The organism is uncultured Polaribacter sp. (assembly GCF_947503855.1).
Classification (GTDB): domain Bacteria; phylum Bacteroidota; class Bacteroidia; order Flavobacteriales; family Flavobacteriaceae; genus Polaribacter.
Map to the genome: position 1 here is coordinate 1 of NZ_CANNFF010000025.1, position 1,563 is coordinate 1,563.

The window sequence follows — 1,563 nt, forward strand, 5'->3', positions numbered from 1 at the left end:
CCACCACCAATTATTGCAACGTTCTTATCACTAAGTAAATTCATTTGTTTGTCTGTATCTATTCGCATTGTCATTCAAAAATGGCACATAACGGGAAACGCATTGGCGAAGTGGCGGATAAATTGGACAAAAAGTTCAATTTAGCGAGAACGTAGCCGATGTGTTTCCACAGAGCTAACTTACAAATAAAAAGCGAATGTGGAACACATTCGGCGGAATAAAATGCAGAAACTTTCAATTTAGCACTTAACCTGCCATTTTGCCAATGCGATGTTATGTGAAGGAATTTTTAGTATCTTTGTATTCAAATAATTCACATTTTATGTATTTCAGCAAGCCTTGGTAATTAAAAATTAAAGTAAATTATTAAATCGTCTTTTTGAGACGGTTGCTATTTGGTACGTTAATTTTTAATTTAAAATAAGGTAATAATGAAAAATATAAAACCCTTAACTTTTCCGTTTAATTCGGAAAATAATACATCCATAAAACAAAGTCTTTTTCGATTTCGAGAATATTTTGATTCTTCTACAATTGTTGGTTTAGGCGAAAACGCACATTTCATAAAAGAGTTTTTTACATTCAGGCATCAAGTTATTGAGTTTTTAGTAACTGAATGTGATTTTGACACCTTGGCATTTGAGTTTGGTTTTTCTGAAGGATTAGAAGTTGATAAGTGGATAAAATCACAAATTCCATTCGACGATTTGGATAAGTTACTGTCACACTTTTATTATCCAAATGAGTTTAAAGATACTTTGCTATGGCTTCGTCGGTATAATCAAGACAATAATAATCAAATTACCTTTTTAGGTGTGGATATTCCTAAAAATGGAGGTTCTTATTTTCCAAACTTTCGTATTGTATCTGATTATTTGCAAAGACTTTCAATCGTTTCTTCTGATGTCTTACAGAAGATTTTAAATCTTGCTGAGAAATTTGATTTCTATTCGACTTCTCAGCTTGCGTTAAATTTATCGCTTTTTGATGAAGCTGAACATAATGAATTAAAAGCATTGCTATTAAAAGTTTACATTCGTTTGATTACTCTTCAACCAAAATTAGAAAGTTTAGAATTTCAATCGATAGTTCATCAAGTTAAAGGCTTGATTTATATGAATTATAATGCTGATGCTATGGAAAGTTTCATTACTGAAAGGGGAATTGAAGGAGATATGGGAGCAAAAGACCAGTATATGGCAGAAAGCATTGATTGGTTTTTGAAAAATTCACTTGGTAAAAAGATTATTTTGGTTGCCCACAATGCTCACATTCAAAAAACTCCGGTAGATTTTGATGGATTTATTAGTTGTTATCCAATGGGGCAAAGACTTTCGATGACTTTTGGAGAAAAATATAAAGCATTTGCAATAACTAATCTACGTGGAGAAACTGCGGCATTGTATCCTGATAATGATTATCAATTTGGCTTTAGGGTTGATAAATTTCCACTTGATTTTCCAGAGTCGGATTCTGTTGAATTTATTATGCAAGAATTTGGAGGAAAAGAATGCTGTTTACTAATGAACAGAAGTACGGAATTAAAAAATTGTAATAAGATTC

General features: G+C 31.6%; 1 protein-coding gene. It reads left to right on the forward strand.

All coding sequences use genetic code 11. The annotated features are described in order from the left end of the window. Positions 1 to 431 precede the first annotated feature (431 nt). The coding region (gene ere(D) / locus Q0662_RS11890; protein WP_298950145.1) for an EreD family erythromycin esterase at positions 432 to 1,563 on the forward strand (1,132 nt) is incomplete at its 3' end.